Below are 22,200 nucleotides of genomic sequence, written 5' to 3' on the forward strand. Positions count from 1 at the left end.
ATCGTCCGGTAGCGCGGGAAGACGTCCTTGAAGACGCGGGCCTCGATGTGGTGGGCACCGGGCATGCCGTTGGCGGTCGGCGGGCCCTCGTAGAACACCCACTCGGGACGACCCTCGGACTGCTCCAGACTGCGCTGGAACACCCTCTGGTCGCGCCAGAAGCTGAGGATGCCGTGCTCCAGGGCGGGGAGGTCGACCTGGGCAGGCACCTGGTGGTACTGAGGGGATGTCATCGGCTGCTTACTCCGGCGGGTCTGCGTGGCTGCTTCCAGGGCCTGCCGGTCAATGCCGGTCATCTCGTTCGACGCCCATCGGCCGATTCATCATAGGGCCAAGATCCGTGCAGAACGGTGGCGTTGAAGTTTTCGGCCGCGAGATATCAGGATCTGGACAGGGGGTTGCCACCACCAGCGCGCCTGGGCGCCCGCGACCGACCCGGTGACCGGTTCGAGAACAGGACCACCGAACAGGGTCGGCTGCGCCCGGAATCTATCGGGAACGACAATCTGCCGAGCCGGCATTCCAGAACCAGAACTGACACGCAACTACTCAGCTGGGCAAAGGGATGCCCGGCCCGGGCATCCCTTTGCCCAGCTCGGCACGCCACCAGCGGTTCTGGCCACAACTCGCCGCGGCGGGCCCACGGCAGCGAGGCTCGACCCAGCCACCGCACGGCCGGCCAGGAAATCCCGGCGTCGGCGCTCCGAAACGCGGAATCCGCAATCCAGTGCGGCGACTTGGGGTGGGCATCAATCTCCGCGACGCGCTGCGCACCAACGGCGAATCCCCGGCTCAGGCCAGTCGGCCGAACCAACGAATCGAGCAGCCAGCAGATTTAACCCACAGTCACAGGGCCGGAGCGAGCAGCCGTCGAGTGATGATCTCCGCCAGCGCGAAGGCATTCCGTTCGACGTAGAAGTGGCCACCGGGGAAGAGGCGGACCTCCGACGACTGAGTGGTGTTCAGGCGCCACATATCTAGCTGATCGGTCGTGAAGATGTCGTCAGCGCCATAGCAGACCACAATGTCCGCTTCGGTGACGGTCTGCCGCTCCTTGGCCAGGAAGGACTCGGAGATCGAGAAGTCCGCGCGGAGCAGATCTGCTGTCCTGCGCCGCAGTTGCGGATGGTCGAGGATCTGCTGGGTCACCCCGCCGCCGGACTTTGCCGCGATCTCGAAGATCTCCTCATCGCTCGCTGCCAGGGGTGAGCCATCGAACGGCAGAACGGCGCCCCGGGGCCCGGAGTTGGCCGAGGCGAACAAGGTGACGCACCGGTTGGTGGCGCCCGCCTCCTCCAGCCGGGCCGCCAGCGACAGACCGACATAGGCCCCCAGGCTGTGGCCGAAGACGGCGAACGGAGCGTCGATCGCGGCGATGACGCCCATCAACGCCTCGACGGCTTCGTTCATCGCTGTGGCCGGTGCTTCACGCCACCTGCGTCCCCGCCCCGGCAGATCCACCGCGATGGGTTGGATCCCCGGCGGCAGCGCCTTCACCAGCGGGTCGAAGTAGGCAGCGGATCCACCCGCGTGATGGAGCAATAGGAGCGGATAGGGCTTAGCGGACATCGCTCTCCAGTAGGCCGGGCCGAGCCGGGGCAGGCCCGGCGAAAGAGCAGGCGGAGGCGGCCAGGAGCCGCCTCCGCCGCAGTGGCCCGTCAGGGCTGCTGGTGCGGCACGAACTCGAAGCCGCGCTTGTTCACCTTTGCCACCCGGTTGTGACCGTAGGTGTCCTCACCGGAGACGAGTACCGTGCCGTACTCGTCGAGCACGATGCCGCCGCCGTACTCGCTCACCTCCTCGGTCCCCGGGTACACCTGGACCTGGGTGGGCACGAAGCGGGCGGCGTAACCCATCCGGTAGTCCTTCTTGGTGCCGGTGTGCGGCAGCGAGGCGTGCATGAGCGTGGACCAGAAGATCACGCACTCACCCGGCTTCATCACCAGCGGGAAGGCCTGGGACTCGTCCGGCTTCCAGTCGGGGTCCTTCTGGAGCTGACGGTAGTCGTAGCCGAAGAAGCCGCGCTTGATGCCGTCCTTCTCACGAGCGTTGAATGCCTCGGCTTCGTACTCCATGCCCTTCGACTCGTCATAGTTCATGACCTTGTGCGTACCGGGCATCAGCTGCAGGCAGCCGTTCTCCTTGGTGGAGTGCGTGAAGGCCGTCCACACGGTGATGGTGCCGCCGAAGGCCGGCAGGCCGTCCTCGGAGGGCCACAGGATCTGGGGGGTGCCACTGGCATGCGCGAAGGTCGCGGCCTGGTGCCAGTCGGTCCCTTCGTCCCCCTGGTACTTGGGGAAGAACTCGCTGCGCCAGCACAGCAGGTTCGGGCCCAGGATCGACGCTACGCGGTCGACGATCTCCCGCTTCATGATGTGCTCGGACAGCAGATCGATGTCCAGGTGCCGGTCGTAGTTGGAGATGCTGCTCGCCTTGCCCGAGCCCACGGGGTAGATGGCGTGGGTGCGGTCGCGCAGTTCACGCTGGATGGTCTTCCAGCGCTCCTCCATCTCCTCGACCTCGTAGATCTTGATGGGGCCGAGGAAGCCGTCCCGCTCGAACTGCTCGAGCTCGGCCTCGGTCAGGGGGAAGGTCGTCTGCTCGGAAGTGGTCATCGCTGTCATCCGCTCTGTACGGTGGTGTTGGCAAGACGGACTACGTCGGCGACAACCTCGCCGACGCTGCGCTCGAAAAGGACCTCGATGTCCAGCTCGACGCCGAAGCGCTCCTTGATCCGGTTGCCCAGTTCAAGAGCGAGGGCCGAGTGGCCGCCCAGGTCCAGGAAGTTGTCCTCGGCCGTGACCGGCTCTTCGAGGATCTCTGCGGCCCAGCTCAGGACCAGCTCCTGAGCTTCGGCCAACTTCGGGTCGATGTACACGATTTCATTCATGAGCGTTAGCCGTTTCATTCCATGATCGGGCGACGGCGGCCCGATCGACCTTTCCGTTGACCGTGCTGGGCAGCTCCGGCAGTCGCAGATAGCGAGCCGGCTGCATGTACACGGGCAGTTCGTCCTTGACGTGGCCGCGGAGCTCTGCGGCGGTCGGCGCCCCGTCCTCGTCGCGGGCGACGAAGGCGCAGACCAGTCGATCGTCGCCGGCCTTGAACTGCCGCACCTGGACGACCGCGTCGAGCACACCCGGGTGGCTGCGGACCACGGCCTCGATGTCACTGAGCTCGATGCGGTACCCGCGGAGCTTCACTTGCAGGTCCGCACGGCCGATGTACGCCAATGCTCCGTCAGGCAGCCGGTTCACCAAGTCGCCGGAGCGGTAATAGCGGACGGCCTCCCCGGTGTCCGGGTCCCTAACCACGGGGTACTTCTCGCCGGTCAGGTCGGGCCGCTTGAGGTACCCCTCGGTGACCTGGGGGCCGGCCAGCCAGAGCTCACCGGACTCTCCGTCCGGGACGTCCCGGCCGTCCTCGCCGACCACCCGGAGCCGGAAGCCCGGGAGGGCGGCACCGATGACGGAGCGGTCCGATGCCAGGTCGTCCAGGCCGACTTCGTGGAAGGTGGTGAAGACCGTGGCCTCCGTGATCCCGTAGCCGTTGACCAGACGAGGCCGCTCCAGACCGTACCGCTTGGCCCAGGGGTGAAGCGTCGCGGACACCAGCTTCTCGCCGCCGAAGACGACGTAGCGCAGGTGCGCCAGATCGTGGTCCGAGCGCAGTGCCGCCGCGGCGAGCGCGGTGAAGGCCGTGGGCGTCTGGTTCAGCACAGTGATGCGCTCGCCCACGATCACCCGCAGGCACTTCTCCGGCGACCGCGCGGCCCAGTGCGGCAGGACCACGAGCTCGGCGCCGGTGGTGAGGGCTCCCCAGACCTCCCAGACCGAGAAGTCGAAGGCTAGGGAGTGGAAGAGGAGCCAGCGGTCCTGCTCATCGAAGTCGAAGACCGCTCGGGCTGCGGTGAACAGCGCAGCTGCGTGGTGGTGCCGTACTGGCACGCCCTTCGGGGCGCCGGTCGTCCCCGATGTGTAGATGACGTACGCCTCGGCCGACGGATCGTCAATGGCCGTCGCCGCCTGCCGGGCCGGAAGTCCGGCGAGCGCGGCGATCTCCGCCTCGGCGATCACCGCCCCGATCGCGGAACCGGCGTACTCCTCGCCCGGATCGCCGATCAGTGCGGTCGCCTCGCTGTCGGCGATGATGAAGTTCTTCCTCGCCGGCGGGTGCCGAACGTCCAGCGGGACGTAGGCCGCCCCCGCCTTCAGGATGCCGATCATGGCGGCGATCGCCTCGGCGCCGGGGAGCATGCGCAGGGCGACGCGGCCGCCCGGCCGCACGCCCTGGTCCCTGAGTAACTGTCCGATGCCGTCCGACCAGACGTCGAGCTCGCGGTACGAGTACCGCTTGCCGTCGGCGGACAGCGCAGTGCGCTCCGCATGGGCGGACGCCACTTCCCGGAACATCGCTAACAGGCCGGTTTCGGCCTGCACGGAAACGGATTGCGTCATTTGGTCCCCCATTTACGCCCCGAATCAGTCTCAATATCCGAGACGCAGTGGCCTCACAGTTCGTGGCCCGATGACGCTGGCATGGATCATGTGAACACGTCAAGAAGTTGTGATGCTCACCACAAGCAGTGGACGAACGGGCGAGTCCCAAGATTGACTCGTCGCGGCATGTGTCCTCTCCTTCACTCTTGGTAGGCAGGAGAGGCCGCGCCGTGCGCCGGCCCCCTGGGGCACCAACACGACCAAAGCCGCATGCAACGGACAGGTCGGTCAGTCCTGCAGCCGGCTTCATGGCATTGACGAATCGACGCAAGGTGAATCCGGGGGAGACTTGGCCAGAATCGAACAGACCAAATCCGGGCATACCGGATATCGAGGAAGAATTCGAGCCGCAGCCGCACTCACGGTCCTGGCGCCGCTCGCGGCGGTGGTCGCAGTATCACTCTACGTGACAGAGCCTGCGGTCCAAACCGATCCGAGCGACGCAGAACAGGCCACACTGGACATCGCCGGCCACTTCCTGCTCGGCGTGGTCGCGGTCCTCGCGGTGTCTCACATCTTGGGACACGTGGCAGTTCTGCTGCGCCAACCGCGCGTCACCGGTGAGATCGTCGGCGGCATCCTTCTTGGCCCTTCCTTACTGGGCTCGGTGGCACCGGGCGCCGCTCGCTTCCTCTTTCCCGCCGGTGCCACCCCGATGTTCAACGGACTGGCGCAGCTCGGCCTCGTCCTGTTCATGTTCGGAGTGGGCCAGGAACTCGGGGCCATGCGACTGCGTGGGGCCGCGCCACGGGCCCTGCTGATCAGTCAGGCCTCCCTGCTCGTGCCGTTCGCGGCGGGAGCGCTGATCGCCTTGCCGTTGATGGGCCAGTACATGGCCGGCGAAGTCCGCCCGGTGGCCTTCGTGTTGTTCATCGGCTGTGCGCTGAGCATCACCGCCTTCCCCGTGCTGGCCCGGATACTCGGCGACCTGGGCCTGACCCGGACCAGGCCCGGGCAGCTGAGCCTCTTCGCGGCGGCGGTCGGTGACGGTGGCAGCTGGCTGATCCTCTCCGTGATCCTCTCGCTCGCACACGGTTCGAATCCGGCCGCCGTGCTGGGCCGGGCCATCGCGGTGCTCGGCGTGGTCGCGCTCTTCGTCGGGCCGCTGCGCCGGTTGGCGGCGAGGTGGCCCGACCGCGAGGGCTGGGCCGAGCGGGCGCCCACCGGTGCGGTCCTGCTCGTGATCGCCGTGGCTGCGACCTCCACCCTCACGGCCGCCCTGGGCATCCACCAGCTCATCGGCGCGCTGCTGGTCGGCCTCGTCTGGCCCCAGCAGAACCGGGCCGCCGTCGCGGCAGCGGCCCCGCTGTCGACGACGGCCAAGACCGTCCTGCTCCCCTTCTTCTTCCTGGGATTCGGCCTGAACGTCAACCTTCGGTCGCTCCACCTGGACGGCAGCGCCGGCCTGGTCCTCCTCGCGCTCATCGTCGTCGCGACCCTCGCAAAGGTGATCGGCCCCGGCCTGTGCGCCCGACTGACCGGACTGCCCTGGCGGGAGTCGGTCATCCTCGGGGTTCTGCTCAATGCACGCGGACTGACCGAGCTGGTGGTGATTCAGATCGGCTATCAGGCACACATCATCAGCCAGCAGATGCTCGGGATGCTGACCATCGTGGCCCTGGCCACCACCGTCATGACCGCACCGCTGCTGCGGGCTGCGGGATCAGGGCGCGGCCCGCAGCAGCCGGTCTCGACTCCGGCGGAGCCGGTCGAGCCCGTGCTGGCCGGGACAGCGACGCTCAGTGGGACGCGCGCTGATAGATCGCAGGAGTGATGCCGTACGTGCGCCGGAACCACCTGCCGAAATGGGCCTGGTCCGCGAAGCCGACGGACGTCGCGGCCTGGGCCGGCGTCAGGCCGCGGACGAGCAGTTCCCGCGCTCGGCGCAAGCGCAGCAGGCGCTGGTAGTCGCTGGGCGCCATGCCGAACTCCGCACGGAAGGCCCGGTAGAGGGCGTAACGGCTGCATCCGGCCTCGGCCGCCAGCGTCTCCGTGGACAGCTGGTCGACGAAGCACTCGTGCAACCGGGCCTGGGCGCGCCAGGCGGCACGGCGCTGCGCCGTGCCCTCCAGGGCCTGGGTGCGCGGCGCCCTGGTCGCACCGCGCTCGGCGAGGGTGAGGACGGTCGCGGTGAGCAGTTCCTCCCGCTCGATCAGGCTCGCACGGTCAACGAGCGCTCCGTGCAGGCGGGCCAGCAGCCCGGTGAGCGTCGGATCGGTCAGCACCGGGCGGACGAACAGTGGCATGGGGCCCGACGGGCGGGCGGCGGCATCGGCAAGGATGCCGCGGACGACGGCGGGCCCGATGTGCACGATCCGGTACCGGTAGCCCAACTCGGCGGCGGCGCGGCCGTCGTGGACCTCGTCCGGGTTGAACGCCATCACCATGCCGGCTCCGCTGGTGTGGTTGGCCCCCCGGCAACGGAAGCTCTGGGCGCCGAGGTCGGTGATGCCGAAGGAGTACGTGTCGTGGCTGTGCGGCGCGTACACGTGCTCGAGGAAATGTGCGTGCATGGCCTCCAGGGACCGTTCCTCGTCCCGCCAGTACCGCACCCAGCTGCTCGCCTTCGACATGAACCCATTGTGGCCGCGCACCAGCGTTCAAGACACGGGCAGCGAACTCAAGGAGAGTCAGACCATGGGAACATCAGGCAGGATCAGCAATCCGTACGTCCTCCTTCTGGCGACGATGGTGCTCTGGGGCAGCTCCTTCTCAAGCTCCAAGGTCGTCGTGGACCACATGCCGCACTCGGTGGGTGCGCTCCTGCGCTTCGGCGGCGGCGCGGTGGCCTTGCTCCTCGCGGTGGCGATGTTCGGCAACCGCGAGGTCCGGGTACCGGCCCGCAGCGGATGGCTCGCGGCAGCCGCCGGTGTGCTGGGTGTCTTTGCCTACAACGGCTTCTTCTTCTGGGGCCTGTCCCTCGCCCCGTCCCTCGACGCCGGCATCCTCATTCCGGTGATGAGCCCGCTGCTGACCAACGGCTTCCTGCTCATCACGGGCAAGGAGAAGACGAATTGGGCTCGGGTGACGGGCCTGGGCCTCGGTCTCGCCGGTGCGGCGGTCTTCTTCGTCGGTGCGGGTGGACAGGGCTCGGGGGGCTCGTCCCGGCTCCTGGGTGACGCGCTCTTCCTACTCAGCGCCGTCTGCTGGGCCTCGTACACCCTGATCGGCCCCCGAGTGCTCGCGGGCGTCGACCCGCTGCGGGCCACAACGTACGCGACCTGTGCGGGCGCCGTCCTGCTCGGCGCCCTCGCGGCCCCCGATCTCGGCAAGGTGACGTGGGCGGACCTGCCGGCCAGCGTCTGGTGGAACGCGGCCTACCTGGCCATCGGTGCGGCGGCAGTGGCCAACCTCCTCTACTACCGAGGAGTCGGCTCCGTGGGGCCGGCGAGGGCTTCCCTCATGATGTTCAACGTGCCGATCGTCAACACCCTGTGTGCCACCGTGCTCCTCGGGGAGTCGTTCGGCGCGCTCCAGGGCACCGGTGCTCTGGTGCTGGTCCTCGGGGCCGCGTTGGCAGTGACGCAGGGCAAGCTCCCCAGGCGCTCGCCCGTGGCGGACACCCGGCAGCCGGCCCCCGTCAGGACGAGGGAGAGCGAGGCCAGCCCGGCGACGAGCTCCTGACCCGGCCCCGCCGACCAGGTCCGGCCCGGACTCCGTATGAGCTGCGGCGAGGTTGACCCGTCCGCGTCCCTGACCGCGATGCGGAGGCGGTTCCCGTAGTGGAGCGGGTCCAGCACCGGGTGAGCGGGTCGGGGGTCTGCTGGAGCAGCGCGGCGCAGCGGTTGATCCGGCCGAGGACGGCGATCGGGCCGGTGTCCAGGCCGGGGTAGGCGCGCTCCCACTGGCGCAGCACACCTGCGACGGACTCCCCCCCCCGGTGCTCCAGCAGGGCCGCCAGCAGGTGGTGGGCGTGCCGTTCGGTGTCGGCGGCGCGCCGGTGCGGGAGGGCCGGGCGGCGCCACTCGCCGGTCGCGGTGTCGGCGGCCTCGCGCAGTTGCATATCCCTCCGAGACGGCGCCCGCTCCCCCGGTTCACAACTCGTCGAAAGATTTTCCGCCAGGAGCGATGAGTTCTGCGACCAGTCCCGGTCTACCCCCGTGACCGACTCGAGCGACAGAAGGAACACCTCCGTGAACACCGTGGTCTCCCCCGACGGCACCACCCTCGCCTGCACCGTCACCGGCTCCGGCCCGGCCGTCGTCCTGGTGGACGGGGCGATCGGCCACCGCGGCTTCGACCCGGGCGTCGCGGTCGCCGAGCAGCTCTCGGCCCACCACACCGTGTGGGCCTACGACCGGCGCGGCCGCGGCGGCAGCGGGGACACCGCGCCCTTCGCCGTGGAGCGCGAGATCGAGGACCTGGCCGCCGTCATCGCGGCCGCGGGCGGCTCGGCCTGCGCCTTCGGCATCTCCTCGGGCGCCGCGCTGGCGCTGCGGGCCGCCGCCGCAGGCGTCGGCATGACCCGACTCGCCGTCTACGAGCCGCCGTTCAGCACCGAGGAGGGGCAGAGCGAACGCTTCGTCGGGTACGTCACCGAGCTGGAGGCGGCACTCGCCGAGGACCGTCGCGGGGACGCCGTCGCGGCCTTCATGACCTTCGTCGGGATGCCCGGGGAGATGGTGGACGGGATGCGCTCCGCCCCGGTGTGGCCGGTGTTCGAGGCGGTCGCGCCGACCCTGGCGTACGACGCGGCGGCGCTCGGCGCACGGACCGGCGCGACCGTCCCGGTCGACCTGCTGGCCGGGATCACCGTGCCGACCCTGGTGCTGGACGGCGGCGCCAGCCCGGAGCTGCTGCGAGCGCCCTCCCGCGCGGTGGCGGAGGCCGTGCCGGGCGCCGAGTACCGGACGCTGGCCGACCAGACGCACGAGGTGGCGGCCGAGGCGCTGGTGCCCGAGCTGGTGAAGTTCTACGCCTGAGGCCGGGAACCGAAGTGTCCTGGAGCCTTGGCACCGGGGAGTCCTTGGAGTCGGGGAGTCTTGCCGCCGGAGCCCGCGGTCGGGGAGTGCGTGAACCCGCGTTCACATCCGCGTCCTAGTCTGCTCGCAATCTGATCATCAGAGAACAGCGAGGGAGCAACGAGAAAGCATGGACCAGGACTTCACCGACTTGCGGGACATCCCCACCACCGCCCTGGCCGACGTCCTGGGCCGCGCCCAGGTCATGGACATCGGCCTGCGCCCGCTCTGGGCGGGCATGCCCCGGGTGGCCGGACCGGCTTCACGGTGCAGTGCCCGCCCGGCGACAACCTGATGCTGCACGCGGCGATCTACCGGGCCGAGCCCGGCTCGGTGATCGTGGTGGAGTCCGGCGACCTGGACTACGCCCTGGCCGGCGGCAACGTCTGCGCCGTGGCGCAGCGCCGGGGCGTCGCCGCCTTCGTGGCCGACGGCCTGATCCGGGACCTCGGTGAGGTGCGGGAGCTGGGCTTCCCGGTCATCGCCCGGGGCGTCATCCCGATCCCCGGCTCGAAGAAGCAGCTGGGCACCCACGGCGCTCCGGTGCGGTGCGGCGGGGTGCTGGTGGCGCCCGGCGACATCGTGGTGGCCGACGAGGAGGGCGTCGTGGTGGTGCCCGCCACCGAGCGGGCGAGGGCCCTGGAGGCGGTCCGGGCGAAGCTGGCCAAGGAGGCCGCCGAGACCCTGGACGACTGGGAGGCCGCCCACCGCGCCCGGATCGACCGGAGCCTCGCCGAGCTGGGCTTCACCGGCTGACCCCGAGGCCCCCCGAGGTCAGCCTCCGAGGCCCGTCCCCGGGACCCTTCCCCGGAGTCAGTACAGCCCGTTCAGCTCACCGAAGCCGAGCGCCCCGTCGAACTCCGTCAGCGTCCCGGGGCCGAGCAGTTCGACGGCGGCGCGGCGGGCCGCGGTGTACGCGAGCTGGGCGAGGCCGGTACCGACGCTGATTCGCCGCACCCCCGTGGCGGCGAGCTCGGCGACGGTCGGCCCGCCCGCGACGGCCATCGCGTTCACCGGCAACGGCGAGCGCTTGCACAGCTCGGTGAGGGCGTCGAGGTCCAGCAGCCCGGGGACGAACAGGCCGTCCGCGCCCACCTCGGCGTAGGCCTCGGCCCGCACCAGCACGTCCTCCAGCCCGCCCAGCCCGAACAGGAACACGTCGGTGCGGGCGTTGACCAGCAGCTCGGGCAGTCCGGCGACGGCCGCCGCCGTCCGGGCCGCGCGCAGCCGTTCGGCCTGCTCGGTCACCGGGAACAGCGGCCCGCCGACGGCCGTCGAGTCCTCCAGGTTGACCCCCACCGCGCCCACGCCGACCAGCTCGGTGACGGTAGCGGCCACATCGGCGGGCAGCGGCCCGTACCCGCCCTCGGCGTCGACGGTGACCGGCAGGTCCACCGCCGCGACGACCCGGCGGGCCGCCTCGACCGCCGCCGCCCGGTCCAGCCGTTGGCCGTCGCCGTGCCCGAGCGACCAGGAGACGCCGCCGCTGGTGGTCGCGATCGCCTGCGCGCCGGCCGAGGCGATCACCGCGGCGCTGCCCGCGTCCCAGACGTTGGGCAGGACGAGCACGCCCTCCGCTAGGAGCTCGCGCAGTCGCAGCGCCCGCTCGCGGGCCTCGGTGGTGGTGGACGGACGTCCGGTGTCGGACATGGGTGTACCGGCTTTCGTGCGGATCGGTGGGGACGGAGGCATCCTGCGCCCCGGCCGAGCGGGCCACCAGTGTTTAAGCTGGGGCTGAATCTTCCGAAGGGGGCCGCGGATGCGGACGGAACTCCACTTCTCCGCACAGGACTTGGCGCTGACCCGGTTCGCCGTCAGCCCGATGCAGGAGGTGGTCACCAGTCTGCGCGCCCTCGCGCACTCCCCCGCCCCCGCACTGCACCGCCGCTGGGCCGGGCAGGTGCGCGAGCGGCTGGCCGACGCCGGGCTGGACCGGGGCCGGCTGGCCGCGATGGTCCCGCCCGACGGCCATCTGCCCGACTTCCTCAACCCCGCCCCGGCCGCCTTCTCCCCCACGCTCGCCGAGGAACTGGCCACGGTCACCGCGACCGGCGAACCACAGGTCCGGGCCGACCTCGATGTCCTGGCCGCCGAGGCGGGCGGCCGGCTGCCGGCCGCCCTGGCACCGCTGCACCGCGACCCGGCTGCCCAGCTGCCCCGGCTGGCCGCCGAGATCGAGGCTTACTGGGAGCTGGCGCTCGCCCCGTACTGGGCTCGGATCCGCGCGCTGCTGGCGGCGGACGTCTTCCACCGCTCCCGGCAGGCCGCCGAGCACGGCACCGCCCGGATGCTGGACGAGCTGGACGAGACGGTCCGCTGGGACGGCACCGCACTGCGGCTGGAGCGACGGCACTGCGCCGTCACCCGGCTGAACGCCGGCGCCGGGCTGCTGCTCCTGCCGTCGGCCTTCGCCTGGCCCCGGGTGCTCACCCGGGTGCTGCCGCCGGACCCGCCGCAGCTGATCTACCCGGCGCGCGGAACGGCCACCCTGTGGGAGGACCGCCCGGGCACCACGGCGCGCACCGACGCGCTGGCCGCCGTCCTCGGCCGCTCCCGCGCCCGGCTGTTGGCCGAGCTGGACTCCCCCGCCTCGACCACCGAGCTGGCCCGCCGCACCGGGCTGTCCGCAGCCGCCGTCTCCCAGCACCTCACCGCCCTGCGCGCGGCCGGCCTGACCAGCGCGCACCGGGCCGGGCACACCGTCCTCTCCGCCCGTACGGCGGTGGGCGACTCCCTGTTCGACCGAAACGACCAGACGTTCGACACGCCGACGGCCGCCGGGCACCCCGGCCGATGACCCGCCGGTACGAATGGCCCCGCACGGCGCCCCGGGACACACCCCCTCCTCATATGATCGGAGCGACATGCGCCATGCTTGGTGATGCAGAACACTGAACGGAACTTGCGCCGGACGGCCCAATCGCCGGACGGCCGAGAAGGAGGAAGCACGTGGACGACGTTCTGCGGCGCGCCGCACTCTTCGCGGCACTCGACGACGAACAGGCCGGCGAGCTGCGCGCTTCCATGACGGAGGTCACCCTCGCCCGTGGGGAGTCACTGTTCCACGAGGGCGACCCAGGCGACCGGCTGTACGTCGTCGCCGAGGGCAAGGTCAAGCTGCACCGCGCCTCGCCGGACGGCCGCGAGAACATGCTGGCCGTGCTCGGCCCCAGCGAGATGATCGGCGAGCTGTCGCTGTTCGACCCCGGCCCGCGCACCGCCACCGCCAGCGCGCTGACCGAGGTCAAGCTGCTCGGCCTCGGCCACGGCGACCTGCAGCCCTGGCTGCACGCCCGCCCCGAGGTCTCCATCGCGCTGCTGCGGGCCATCGCCCGTCGGCTGCGCCGGACCAACGACGTGATGTCCGACCTGGTCTTCTCCGACGTGCCCGGCCGCGTCGCCAAGGCCCTGCTGGACCTCTCCCGCCGCTTCGGCGTGCAGTCCGAGGAGGGCATCCACGTCGCCCACGACCTCACCCAGGAGGAGCTGGCCCAGCTGGTCGGCGCCTCCCGCGAGACGGTCAACAAGGCGCTCGCCGACTTCGCCGGCCGCGGCTGGCTGAAGCTGGAGGCGCGCGCGGTGGTCCTGCTGGACGTCGAGCGGCTGTCGCGCCGCTCGCGCTGACGCTCCGGGCACCGCGAAAGGCCCGTCCGGGTCGGACGGGCCCTTCGGCGTTCGCGGATCAGCCCTGGTCCGGGATGAGCCCGTGCTCCTCCAGGTACTCCAGCTGGGCCCGCACCGAGAGCTCGGCGGCCGGCCAGAGCGCCCGGTCCACGTCGGCGTAGACCCGGGCGACCACGTCGGCGGCCGTCCGGCAGCCCGTCTCGACCGCGGTTTCCACCTGGGCGAGCCGGGTGGCCCGGTGGGCCAGGTAGTAGTCGACGGCCCCGAGCGCGTCCGCGAGCACCGGGCCGTGGCCGGGCAGCACGGTCCGTACGCCGTGGTGGGAGGCCATCGTGTGCAGGTGGCGCAGCGAGTCCAGGTAGTCGCCGAGCCGGCCGTCGGGGTGGGCGACCATCGTGGTGCCGCGGCCGAGCACGGTGTCGCCGGTGAGGATCGCGCCGTCGTCCGGCAGGTGGAAGGTCAGCGAGTCCGAGGTGTGGCCGGGGGTGGCGACCACCCGCAGGTCGAGGCCGCCGACGTCCAGGCGTTGACCACCCACCAGGCCCTCGGAGCCCAGCCGGTGCGCCGGGTCCAGGGCCCGCACCTCGGTGCCGGTCAGCTCGGCGAAGCGGGCCGCGCCCTCGGAGTGGTCGGCGTGGCCGTGGGTGAGCAGGGTGAGCGCGATCCGCTTGCCCCGCTCCTCGGCGAGCTCGACCACCCGACGCAGGTGGCCCTCGTGCAGCGGGCCCGGGTCGATCACCACCGCGAGGTCCGAGCCGGGCTCGGAGAGCAGCCAGGTGTTGGTGCCGTCCAACGTCATCGGCGACGGGTTCGGCGCCAGCACGCACAGCGCCCGAGGGGTGGCCTCGCCGCCGATCGCGGCGGCGGGGTCACCCGGCAGGAGTCCGCTCACCGGCCGCGCTCGCCGTCGCGATGCAGGGCCCTCAGCGGCAGGGCCCGGACGAGGGCGCGCTGGGCGACCTCGACGAAGGGGACCTGGCTGTCGCAGCCGGTGGAACGGGGGGTCAGTCGGCGGGCGGGCAGCTCCGGGGCCGTCCGGCGAGCCACGTCGTTGTGGTTCATCGGGTGTCGGTCCTTTCTGGTCGGCATCTTCGGATCGTTGGTGAGGTCGGGCAATCCCTCAGGTCGGGAAATCCCTCAGGCGGGAGTCCTCGGGTCAGGCCTCCTCCGGGAACTCCCCGTCGATGGTCAGCTCGTCATACCCGGGCCAGCGGACCGTCATCCGGTCACCGCGGACCTCGGCCCGGCCCAGCACCGGCTCCAGCGCCCGGTCTGTGGCCGCGGCCACCGCCTCGGCGGCGGTGAGGACCGGCGACAGCTCGCGCAGCACCGTCACGGTCGGCGGCAGCATGCCGAACCGGCCCTCCCGGTAGCCCTCGACCGCCTCGGTCGGCGTCAGCCAGGCGACCCGGTCGGCCTCGCCGACCTCCAGGGCCGCACGCTGGCCGGCCGGCAGGGCCGCCACGAAGAACCAGGTGTCGTAGCGCCGCTCCTCGAACTCCGGGGTGATCCAGCGGGCCCAGCCGCCCAGCAGGTCGCTGCGCAGCACCAGCCCGTGGTCGCGGAGGAACTCGGCGAAGGACAGCTCGTGCGCCTCCAGCGCGGCCCGCTCGGCGGACCAGTCGCGCGGCTCGGCGACGCTGTCGGCGTCCGGGCCGGCCAGCAGCACGCCGGCCTCCTCGAAGGTCTCGCGCACGGCCGCGCAGACCACCGCCCGCGCCGTCCGGACGTCCGCTCCGAGCCGGTGCGCCCACTCCTCGGGCGTCGGACCGGCCCAGCCCGTCTCGACCTCGGCGTCCCGCGGGTCAACCCCGCCGCCCGGGTAGGCGTACATCCCGGCCGCGAAGGCCATCGAGGTGCGGCGGCGCAGCAGGTAGGCCTCCGGCCCGGCGGCGGAGTCGCGCAGCAGCACAACGGTCGCGGCGGGCCGGGGCACCGCCGGGGTCAGCGCGCCGGAGTCGACCGCCCGGATCCGGGCGGGCCAACCGGGCGGCATCGGGAGCGTCGTTGCTCGATGGTCCATGCCCGGATGCTAAGCGCACGAAGGCGGGGTTGGACAGGCCCGACCCCGCCTTCGCGATCACACTCAGCCGGTCTTGACGCGCACCTGGAGCTCGACCTCGACCGGGGCGTCCAGCGGCAGCACCGCGACGCCGACCGCGCTGCGGGCGTGCACACCGGCGTCACCCAGCACCTTGCCGAGCAGCTCGCTGGCGCCGTTGACCACCGCGGGCTGGCCGGTGAAGTCGGCGGCGGAGGCGACGAAGCCGACCACCTTCACGACCCGCTCGATCCGGTCCAGGTCGCCGATCACCGACTTCACGGCGGCCAGGGCGTTCAGCGCACAGATCTGCGCGAGCTCCTTGGCCTCCTCCGGGGACACCTCGGCGCCGACCTTGCCGGTGCTCGGCAGCTTGCCGCCGACGACCGGCAGCTGGCCGGAGGTGAACACGAACTCGCCCGACTGCAGGGCCGGCACGTACGCGGCGACCGGGGCGGCCACCGGCGGCAGGGTCAGACCCAGCTCGGCGAGCTTCGACTCGACCGTGCTCATGCGTTCTTCTCCCGCTTGAAGTAGGCCACCAGCTGCTCCGGGTTGGGGCCGGGCACGACCTGGACGAGCTCCCAGCCGTCCTCGCCGAAGTTGTCCAGGATCTGCTTGGTGGCGTGCACGAGCAGGGGTGCCGTCATGTATTCCCACTTGGTCATGGCCAGACTCTAGACGAGCCGTCCCGGCGATCGCCGCCGCACCGGGCCCGTCTTGTGGGCCGGGTCGGATCAGGTCGCGGCTCCGGCGTCGCGAGCCCTGGGCCGGCTCGCAAGACAGGCCCTGCCGGGCGGCGTGTGAGGTGGAGCACAAAGGGGGCATGATTCAGTCCCTGCACCCCAGGTGCTCCGGGCATCGGGCGTGGACCCTGGTTACCCTCGCGAGAGGGCACCCTCATGAGGGGCACCTCCGTCGGTAGGGGCACCCTCGTCACAGGGGCACCCTCGTCGGAGGGGAGGCCCGTAGGACGGAGACGGACGGAGACGGAGCGTGGCACGCACCCCCGGCCAGGCGGCCCGGCGCGACCCCGACTGGGAGGGTGTCCGGCTGCACGTGGTCAGCGGCAAGGGCGGCACCGGGAAGACCACGCTGGCCGCCGCACTGGCACTGGCGCTGGCCGCCGACGGCGGACGGGTGCTGCTGATCGAGGTCGAGGGGCGGCAGAGCATCGCCGAGCTGTTCGGCATCGCCGCACTGCCGTACGAGGAACGCCGGATCGCCTCGGTCGCCCGTCCCCAGCTCGGGCTGCCCGCCAGGGAGGGCGCGCCCGGCGAGGTCTTCGCGCTGGCGATCGACACCGAGCAGGCGCTGCTCGAGTACCTGGAGATGTTCTACAAGCTCGGCCGGGCCGGCAAGGCGCTGCAGAAGATCGGCTTCGTCGACTTCGCCACCACCATCGCCCCCGGCGTGCGGGACGTGCTGCTCACCGGCAAGGCCTGCGAGGCGGCCCGCCGCAAGGGCCCGGACGGGCGGCGCCGGTACGACGCGGTCGTCATGGACGCCCCGCCGACCGGGCGGATCACCCGGTTCCTGAACGTGAACTCCGAGGTCGCCGGGCTGGCCCGGATCGGCCCGATACACACCCAGGCGCAGGCCGTGATGCGGGTGCTGAAGTCGCCGGAAACCGCGGTGCACCTGGTCACCCTGCTGGAGGAGATGCCGGTGCAGGAGACGGTCGACGGCATCGCGGAGCTGCGCGAGGCGAAGCTCCCGGTGGGCGGCGTGATGGTCAACATGGTCCGGCCGCCGGTGCTGGACGCGGCGGCGGTGGCCGCGGTGGACGGGGACCACCGCGAGGAGGTGGCGCTGGCCCTCGGCGAGGCCGGGCTGGGCGGCCGCTCGCGCAAGCCGGAGACGGTCCGCGCGGCGGTGGACCCGCTGCTCGACCCGCTGCTGGAGCAGGCCCGGGAGCACGCCGAGCGGGTCGAGCTGGAGCGCGAGCAGCGCGCCGACCTGCAGCAGCTGAGGCTCCCGACGTACGAACTCCCTTTGCTCGGCGAGGGCGTCGACCTGGGCGGGCTGTACCGGCTGGCGGGCGAGCTGAGGCGACAGGGGGCGGCGTGAGCGAGCGAACCATCGAGAGGTGCGCGTTGCGCGAAGAGGCTGCCGAGCGCAGCGAACTGAGGCGACAGGGGGCGGCGTGAGCGAGCGAACCATCGAGAAGTGTGCGTTGCGCGAAGAGGCTGCCGAGCGCAGCGAGGTGGGCGCATGAGCGGCAACGGGGTACAAGGCACCGGGAGGCGGCTCGCGGTGGACGAGCTGATCGACGACCCGAAGACCAGGATCATCGTCTGCTGCGGCTCCGGCGGCGTCGGCAAGACCACCACCGCCGCGGCGATCGGCCTGCGGGCCGCCGAGCGCGGCCGCAAGGTCGTGGTGCTGACCATCGACCCGGCCCGGCGGCTGGCCCAGTCGATGGGCCTGACCGAACTCGACAACACCCCCCGGGTGGTCAAGGGCGTCACCGGCGACGGAGAACTCCAGGCCATGATGCTCGACATGAAGCGGACCTTCGACGAGGTCGTGCTGGCCCACGCCGAGCCCGAGCGGGCCCGGGCGATCATGGAGAACCCGTTCTACCAGTCCCTGTCGGCCGGCTTCGCGGGCACGCAGGAGTACATGGCGATGGAGAAGCTCGGGCAGCTGCGCGCCGCCGAGGAGTGGGACCTGATCGTCGTGGACACCCCGCCGTCCCGCTCGGCGCTGGACTTCCTGGACGCGCCCAACCGGCTCGGGTCCTTCCTGGACGGCCGGGTGATCCGGATCCTGACCGCGCCGGCCAAGGTCGGCGGCCGCAGCGCGATGAGGTTCCTCAACGCCGGAATGGGCCTGCTCACCGGGACCCTGGGCAAGATCTTCGGCGCCCAGCTGCTCACCGACATGCAGACCTTCGTCAGCGCGATGGATTCGATGTTCGGCGGCTTCCGCGAGCGCGCCGACCGCACCTACCAGCTGCTCAAGGCGCCGGGCACGGCGTTCCTGGTGGTGGCCGCGCCGGAGCGGGACGCGCTGCGCGAGGCGGCGTACTTCGTGGACCGGCTCGCCGCGGACCGGATGCCGCTAGCCGGGCTGGTGCTCAACCGGGTGCACGGCACGGGCGCACCGCAGCTCACCGCGGAGCGGGCGCTGGCGGCTGCCGAGGCCCTGGAGGAGAACGGCTCGGAGCACTCCTCGCCGGAGGCGGAGCTGCTCGCGGCCGGATTGCTGCGGCTGCACGCCGAGCGGATGCAGATCATGGGGCGGGAGCGCCGCACCCGCGACCGCTTCGTGTCGGTGTACCCGGACGTGCCGATCGTTGAGGTCCCGGCGCTGCCGGGCGACGTGCACGACCTGGACGGGCTGCGGGCCATCGGGGACCGGCTGAGCGGCGCGGCGTAGTCACCCCGGGGGCGCGGTCGGCCGGACTCAGCCCGCCTGGGCGTAGTCCGTCAGTATCACGCCGGTCGCGAGGGACTCCTCGTACTCGGTGCGGGCCGTCTCCAGCAGCTTCCGCCACGAGATGACCGTCGGGCGACGGCGCAGCAGCGCCCGCCGCTCGCGCTCCGTCATCCCGCCCCACACACCGAACTCCACCCGGTTGTCCAGAGCGTCCGCGAGACATTCCGTACGGACGGGGCAACCGCTGCACACCGCCTTCGCGCGGTTCTGTGCCGCCCCCTGGACGAACAGTTCGTCCGGATCACTCGTGCGGCAGGCGGCCTGCGCACTCCAGTCGTCAACCCAGCCCATGCCGGCGCCGTCCTCTCCCGTATTCGAGGCTCCCCCACGGCGGCAACGGCATATTCACCGTTGCCAGTTGAGGACGTTACGGAAGAACGACAGCTTGCAACAGCCCCGTCGGGCTCAATCTCGAATGACCCGATTGGACTATGGGTATCGGCCAGCTCACTCGTTGGAGTGATCGCAGGTCGCAAGCCTTGCCAAGTTCAGCGCCCCCACTCTCGCCGCAGGTGTTGTCACGGAGCGCTACCGTTCACTCGAACACAGCAGGCCACAGCCACCCCAGAAGCCGAACGAAGACGGGCAATTCGGGCAAGTCTCCCCACTCGCAAGAGTGAATGGTGTTGACGCACCGAAGCTGTCGCAAGCTTGTGACAAGCCTAGGCGAACACCTGCCCCTGTGTGCGGGATTCGGGGACGTAGGGTTCTCCCCATGGCACCGAAGCGCCCACAGGCATCCCAGCCCCCAGGCAACACCGGAGCTCCGCGCCGCACGAGCAGCGGATCACCGTTGGACCACGTCGGCAACGGCGTGAAGTTCCTGGGCGTCAGCGTGCTCTCCGGAGTCCTGCTGGCAGGACTCACCCTGCCCGCCGTCGGCGCCATCGGGCTGACCGCCAAGGACACGGCGGAGAGCTTCGACAACATCCCCGACGACTTCAAGACCCCGCCGCTCACCCAGGCCACCCAGATCTTCGACGCCAAGGGCGGCCTGATCGCCAAGGTCTACGAGCGCGACCGCACCGTCCTCACCGCCGACCAGATGTCGCCCCTCATGCGGCACGCCCAGGTCGACATCGAGGACGCCCGCTTCTACGAGCACGGCGCCGTCGACCTCAAGGGCATCCTGCGCGCGGTCGGCAAGAACGCGGAGAGCGGCACCGCCTCCCAGGGCGCCTCCACGCTGACCCAGCAGTACGTGAAGAACGTCAACGTGGAGAAGGCCGGCGACGACCAGGCAGCCGTCCTGGAGGCCCAGCGCAAGACCCTGGGCCGCAAGATCCAGGAGCTCAAGGTCGCGATCAAGCTGGAGGAGGACCTGACCAAGGACCAGATCCTCACCAACTACCTCAACATCACCTTCTACGGCCACCAGGCCTACGGGGTCGAGGCCGCGTCCCAGCGCTACTTCAGCAAGAGCAACAAGGACCTGACCGTCGCCGAGGCAGCCACCCTCGCCGGGATAGTGCAGAACCCGTCGTCCTACGACCCGGTGCGCTACCCCGACAACACGGTCAAGCGTCGCAACGTCGTCATCGACAAGATGCTGGAGAACAAGCACATCACCGCCGACCAGGCGAAGGAGGCGAAGGCCGCCCCGCTGGGTCTGAAGTTCAAGGACCCGCAGAACGGCTGCATCACCGCCCAGGCCGGCATGGGCTTCTTCTGCGACTACGTCCGCCACGTGGTCAAGCAGGACCCGGCCTTCGGCAAGAGCGCCGAGGAGCGCAAGAAGCTCTGGGACACCGGCGGTCTGAACATCTACACCACACTGGACCCGGACAAGCAGGCCGCCGCCCAGAACGCCGTCACCAAGAACGTCAACGTGACGGACCAGGTGTCGGCCGCGGCGACCATGATGGAGCCCGGCACCGGCAAGATCCTGGCGATGGCCCAGACCCGCCCGTACGGCCTGGACCAGAACAAGAACCAGACCGTCGTCAACCTGAACGTCGACGCCTCGATGGGCGGCGGCAACGGCTTCCAGACCGGTTCGACCTTCAAGCCGATCCTCGCCGCGGCGGCGCTGGAGTCGGGCATGTCGAACACCCAGGCGTTCCCGTCCCAGAACAAGATCGAATACCCGCAGATGACCACCTGCTCGGGTACCTGGAAGAACACCGACAAGCCCAAGGCCACGGTCAAGAACGAGCAGGACAGCGAGGTCGGCCCCTACGAGCTCAAGGAGGCCATGGCCCGCTCGGTCAACACCTACTTCGTGCAGATGGAGCAGCAGGTCGGCCTCTGCTCGATGAAGCAGATGGCGAACAAGCTGGGCATCACCCAGTCCGCCAAGGGCGACCAGTTCCAGGAGGTGCCCTCGATGGTCCTCGGCACCCTGGAGCTCTCCCCGCTGACCATGGCGAACGTCTACGCGACCTTCGCCGCCCGCGGCAAGTACTGCACCCCGGTCGCGATCAACAAGATCACCACGGTGGACGGCAAGGAGCTCAAGGTCCCGCAGTCCCAGTGCAGCCAGGCCTTCTCCGACCAGACCGCGGACTCGCTCAACGCCGTCCTGCTCAACGTGACCGAGAAGGGCACCGCGGCCGCCCTCGGCCTGGACGACGGCCGCAAGATCGCCGGTAAGACCGGCACCACCGACGAGAAGAGGGCCGCCTGGTTCGACGGCTACACCCCGTCGCTGGCCACCGCGGTCTGGCTCGGCGGCCCGGCCGGCGGCGTCAAGATGAAGAACATCAACATCGGCGGCAAGCACTTCGACGAGGTGTTCGGCGCGACGGGCCCCGGCCCGATCTGGCAGATGGCGATGAACCAGGCACTCAAGGGCACGCCCCTGGAGCCGATCCAGACCACCAACATCCCGGACCCGCAGCCGGCCACGCCCCCGGCGACCCCGCCGGCCGACCCGAACACCCCGCCGCAGCCGCCGGCCGGGAACCCCCCGCCGCCACCGCCTCCGGGCAACGGCAACCCCGGTGGGGTGATAGGAGGAGGGTTCACCCTCCCGCCGGGCCTCATCGGCGGTGGCAACGGGAACGGCAACGGCGGCAAGCACGGCGGCGGCAACGGCTGACGGGCCGTCCGCGTGACCGCACAGCGAAGGGGCGCCCTCCGGTCTTCCGGGGGGCGCCCCTTCGCGTGTCCGGGGCTCTGCGCCTACGGCGCTCAGGCCAGGGCGGCCTTCACGGCGGCGGCGACCCGGCCGCCCTCGGCGAGGCCGTCCACCTTCGGCTTGACCAGCTTCATCACGGCACCCATCGCCTGCGGGCCGCTCGCCCCGCTCTCGGCCACGGCGGCGGCCACGATCGCGGTCAGCTCCTCGTCGGAGAGCTGCTTCGGCAGGTACCCGGCCAGCAGCTCGCCCTCGGCGCGCTCGCGCTCGGCCTGGTCGGCCCGACCGCCCTTGTCGAAGGCCTCGGCCGCCTCCCGGCGCTTCTTCGCCTCGCGGGTGATCACCTTGAGCACCTCGGCGTCGGACAGCTCGCGCTTCGCCTTGCCGGCCACCTCCTCGGCGGTGACGGCGGCCAGCGTGAGCCGGATGGTGGACGAACGCAGTTCGTCCCGGTCCTTGATGGCAGCCGTGAGGTCCTCCTGCAGCTGCACCTTGAGCGTGGTCATGGGCACGAGTCTTCCACCTGCGACGTTCGGTCGCTCGCCATTAACC

At 71.0% G+C, this 22,200-nt stretch carries 23 protein-coding genes and 2 pseudogenes; 9 read left to right on the forward strand and 16 right to left on the reverse strand.

Annotated features, from left to right (window positions below):
* The 6 genes from ACWC9T_RS00005 to ACWC9T_RS00030 all read right to left on the reverse strand — a co-directional run.
* The coding region (locus ACWC9T_RS00005) for a class I tRNA ligase family protein (RefSeq protein ID WP_449818788.1) at nucleotides 1-233 on the reverse strand (233 nt) is incomplete at its 3' end.
* Nucleotides 234-545: 312 nt separating this feature from the next.
* A complete protein-coding gene (locus tag ACWC9T_RS00010; RefSeq protein WP_449819018.1) occupies nucleotides 546-728 on the reverse strand; it encodes a hypothetical protein in 183 nt (60 codons plus the stop codon).
* Nucleotides 729-846: 118 nt separating this feature from the next.
* Nucleotides 847-1,569, reverse strand: a complete 723-nt coding sequence (locus ACWC9T_RS00015; RefSeq protein ID WP_449818789.1) for a thioesterase II family protein — start codon at nucleotides 1,567-1,569, stop codon at nucleotides 847-849.
* A gap of 89 nt (nucleotides 1,570-1,658) precedes the next feature.
* A complete protein-coding gene (locus ACWC9T_RS00020; protein WP_449818790.1) occupies nucleotides 1,659-2,615 on the reverse strand; it encodes a chlorinating enzyme in 957 nt (318 codons plus the stop codon).
* 5 nt (nucleotides 2,616-2,620) lie between these two features.
* Complete coding sequence (locus ACWC9T_RS00025) at nucleotides 2,621-2,890, reverse strand: acyl carrier protein (RefSeq protein WP_449818791.1); 270 nt, start codon at nucleotides 2,888-2,890, stop codon at nucleotides 2,621-2,623.
* A complete protein-coding gene (locus ACWC9T_RS00030; protein WP_449818792.1) occupies nucleotides 2,883-4,400 on the reverse strand; it encodes an amino acid adenylation domain-containing protein in 1,518 nt (505 codons plus the stop codon). Before ACWC9T_RS00030 ends, ACWC9T_RS00025 begins: the two co-directional genes overlap by 8 nt.
* A gap of 505 nt (nucleotides 4,401-4,905) precedes the next feature.
* Between ACWC9T_RS00030 and ACWC9T_RS00035 the strand changes: the two genes are divergently transcribed.
* The gene (locus ACWC9T_RS00035; protein WP_449818793.1) at nucleotides 4,906-6,273 is read left to right on the forward strand and encodes a cation:proton antiporter; all 1,368 of its coding nucleotides are present in this window, start codon (nucleotides 4,906-4,908) and stop codon (nucleotides 6,271-6,273) included.
* On the opposite strand, the gene ACWC9T_RS00040 is transcribed toward ACWC9T_RS00035, so the two are convergent.
* On the reverse strand, nucleotides 6,239-7,072 hold the full coding sequence (locus tag ACWC9T_RS00040; RefSeq protein ID WP_449818794.1) for an AraC family transcriptional regulator: 834 nt from the start codon (nucleotides 7,070-7,072) through the stop codon (nucleotides 6,239-6,241). The genes ACWC9T_RS00035 and ACWC9T_RS00040 overlap by 35 nt on opposite strands.
* A 64-nt stretch (nucleotides 7,073-7,136) precedes the next feature.
* Here ACWC9T_RS00040 and ACWC9T_RS00045 point away from each other — a divergent pair, with 64 nt between their 5' ends.
* Complete coding sequence (locus tag ACWC9T_RS00045) at nucleotides 7,137-8,123, forward strand: DMT family transporter (RefSeq protein WP_449818795.1); 987 nt, start codon at nucleotides 7,137-7,139, stop codon at nucleotides 8,121-8,123.
* Between the two features lie 115 nt (nucleotides 8,124-8,238).
* Here the strand turns inward: ACWC9T_RS00045 and ACWC9T_RS00050 are convergent.
* A pseudogene (locus ACWC9T_RS00050) lies at nucleotides 8,239-8,502 on the reverse strand (hypothetical protein); the annotation flags it as partial.
* 130 nt (nucleotides 8,503-8,632) lie between these two features.
* On the opposite strand from ACWC9T_RS00050, the gene ACWC9T_RS00055 reads away from it, so the two are divergent.
* Together ACWC9T_RS00055 and ACWC9T_RS00060 are read left to right on the forward strand one after the other, a co-directional pair.
* Nucleotides 8,633-9,421, forward strand: a complete 789-nt coding sequence (locus ACWC9T_RS00055) for an alpha/beta fold hydrolase (protein ID WP_449818796.1) — start codon at nucleotides 8,633-8,635, stop codon at nucleotides 9,419-9,421.
* Between the two features lie 169 nt (nucleotides 9,422-9,590).
* Nucleotides 9,591-10,216, forward strand: a pseudogene (locus ACWC9T_RS00060) (RraA family protein).
* Nucleotides 10,217-10,273: 57 nt separating this feature from the next.
* Here the strand turns inward: ACWC9T_RS00060 and ACWC9T_RS00065 are convergent.
* The gene (locus tag ACWC9T_RS00065) at nucleotides 10,274-11,110 is read right to left on the reverse strand and encodes an isocitrate lyase/PEP mutase family protein (RefSeq protein ID WP_449818797.1); all 837 of its coding nucleotides are present in this window, start codon (nucleotides 11,108-11,110) and stop codon (nucleotides 10,274-10,276) included.
* Nucleotides 11,111-11,219: 109 nt separating this feature from the next.
* Here ACWC9T_RS00065 and ACWC9T_RS00070 point away from each other — a divergent pair, with 109 nt between their 5' ends.
* The gene (locus ACWC9T_RS00070; RefSeq protein WP_449818798.1) at nucleotides 11,220-12,257 is read left to right on the forward strand and encodes an ArsR/SmtB family transcription factor; all 1,038 of its coding nucleotides are present in this window, start codon (nucleotides 11,220-11,222) and stop codon (nucleotides 12,255-12,257) included.
* A gap of 152 nt (nucleotides 12,258-12,409) precedes the next feature.
* Nucleotides 12,410-13,084 carry a Crp/Fnr family transcriptional regulator gene (locus ACWC9T_RS00075; protein WP_030288117.1) on the forward strand — a complete coding sequence of 225 codons (675 nt, stop codon included), beginning with the start codon at nucleotides 12,410-12,412 and terminating at the stop codon, nucleotides 13,082-13,084.
* A gap of 58 nt (nucleotides 13,085-13,142) precedes the next feature.
* Here the strand turns inward: ACWC9T_RS00075 and ACWC9T_RS00080 are convergent, their stop codons facing one another.
* From ACWC9T_RS00080 to ACWC9T_RS00100, 5 genes are all read right to left on the reverse strand, one after another.
* Nucleotides 13,143-13,976 carry an MBL fold metallo-hydrolase gene (locus tag ACWC9T_RS00080; RefSeq protein WP_396254025.1) on the reverse strand — a complete coding sequence of 278 codons (834 nt, stop codon included), beginning with the start codon at nucleotides 13,974-13,976 and terminating at the stop codon, nucleotides 13,143-13,145.
* Nucleotides 13,973-14,146, reverse strand: a complete 174-nt coding sequence (locus tag ACWC9T_RS00085; protein WP_449818799.1) for a hypothetical protein — start codon at nucleotides 14,144-14,146, stop codon at nucleotides 13,973-13,975. Before ACWC9T_RS00085 ends, ACWC9T_RS00080 begins: the two co-directional genes overlap by 4 nt.
* 94 nt (nucleotides 14,147-14,240) lie before the next feature.
* Entirely contained in the window at nucleotides 14,241-15,107 is an 867-nt protein-coding gene (locus tag ACWC9T_RS00090; protein WP_449818800.1) for an NUDIX hydrolase, read from the reverse strand.
* A gap of 63 nt (nucleotides 15,108-15,170) precedes the next feature.
* Entirely contained in the window at nucleotides 15,171-15,638 is a 468-nt protein-coding gene (locus tag ACWC9T_RS00095) for a RidA family protein (RefSeq protein ID WP_449818801.1), read from the reverse strand.
* On the reverse strand, nucleotides 15,635-15,793 hold the full coding sequence (locus ACWC9T_RS00100) for a DUF4177 domain-containing protein (protein WP_094743074.1): 159 nt from the start codon (nucleotides 15,791-15,793) through the stop codon (nucleotides 15,635-15,637). The genes ACWC9T_RS00095 and ACWC9T_RS00100 overlap by 4 nt, the downstream gene beginning before the upstream one ends.
* 328 nt (nucleotides 15,794-16,121) lie before the next feature.
* On the opposite strand from ACWC9T_RS00100, the gene ACWC9T_RS00105 reads away from it, so the two are divergent.
* The gene (locus ACWC9T_RS00105; protein WP_449818802.1) at nucleotides 16,122-17,195 is read left to right on the forward strand and encodes an ArsA-related P-loop ATPase; all 1,074 of its coding nucleotides are present in this window, start codon (nucleotides 16,122-16,124) and stop codon (nucleotides 17,193-17,195) included.
* Nucleotides 17,196-17,339: 144 nt separating this feature from the next.
* The gene (locus ACWC9T_RS00110) at nucleotides 17,340-18,509 is read left to right on the forward strand and encodes an ArsA family ATPase (RefSeq protein ID WP_449818803.1); all 1,170 of its coding nucleotides are present in this window, start codon (nucleotides 17,340-17,342) and stop codon (nucleotides 18,507-18,509) included.
* Between the two features lie 27 nt (nucleotides 18,510-18,536).
* Here the strand turns inward: ACWC9T_RS00110 and ACWC9T_RS00115 are convergent, their stop codons facing one another.
* Nucleotides 18,537-18,860 carry a WhiB family transcriptional regulator gene (locus ACWC9T_RS00115; protein WP_195911063.1) on the reverse strand — a complete coding sequence of 108 codons (324 nt, stop codon included), beginning with the start codon at nucleotides 18,858-18,860 and terminating at the stop codon, nucleotides 18,537-18,539.
* 502 nt (nucleotides 18,861-19,362) lie between these two features.
* On the opposite strand from ACWC9T_RS00115, the gene ACWC9T_RS00120 reads away from it, so the two are divergent.
* Complete coding sequence (locus tag ACWC9T_RS00120) at nucleotides 19,363-21,609, forward strand: transglycosylase domain-containing protein (protein ID WP_449818804.1); 2,247 nt, start codon at nucleotides 19,363-19,365, stop codon at nucleotides 21,607-21,609.
* Nucleotides 21,610-21,701: 92 nt separating this feature from the next.
* Here ACWC9T_RS00120 and ACWC9T_RS00125 read toward each other — a convergent pair whose 3' ends face one another.
* Nucleotides 21,702-22,154, reverse strand: coding sequence for a GatB/YqeY domain-containing protein (locus ACWC9T_RS00125; RefSeq protein WP_449818805.1), 453 nt, complete (start codon nucleotides 22,152-22,154; stop codon nucleotides 21,702-21,704).
* Nucleotides 22,155-22,200: the final 46 nt, after the last annotated feature.

Source organism: Kitasatospora sp. NPDC001159, from assembly GCF_053598235.1.